The sequence below is a fragment of the Candidatus Frankia nodulisporulans genome (assembly GCF_902806475.1).
Taxonomy (GTDB): domain Bacteria; phylum Actinomycetota; class Actinomycetes; order Frankiales; family Frankiaceae; genus Frankia; species Frankia umida.
The window spans coordinates 1-350 of record NZ_CADCWS010000576.1 but is presented as its reverse complement, the minus strand read 5'-3'; the positions used below and the strand labels follow the sequence as shown (position 1 = coordinate 350).

General features: G+C 74.3%; 1 protein-coding gene. It reads right to left on the bottom strand.

Annotated features, from left to right (window positions below; translation table 11 throughout):
* Window positions 1-350: FAD-dependent oxidoreductase (locus G6R24_RS21460; RefSeq protein WP_163550895.1), on the bottom strand; the 350-nt coding region annotated here is incomplete at both ends.

Below are 350 nucleotides of genomic sequence, written 5' to 3'. Positions count from 1 at the left end.
ACCGGCCGCACGCCGCAGCACATCACCGACACCGAGCCCGGCCCGCACCAGTGTCGCCCCCGGCCTGGACAGATCGCCGGTCAGCGGGGTGACGATGGGCAGCGCCCGGACGAGATGCGGCGCGGTGTGCCGCAGCAGGACGTCCCGCTCCACCGCGCTCTCCCACGCCACCGGAAGATCACCATGGGCGAGGTAGCGCAGGCCGCCGTGGACGAGTTTCGAGCTCCACCGGCTGGTCCCGAACGCGAGATCACGCGCCTCGGCCAGCGCGACGCTCAACCCGCGCGAGGCCGCGTCGAGCGCGACCCCCACCCCCGTCACCCCACCGCCCACGACCAGCAGGTCGACGG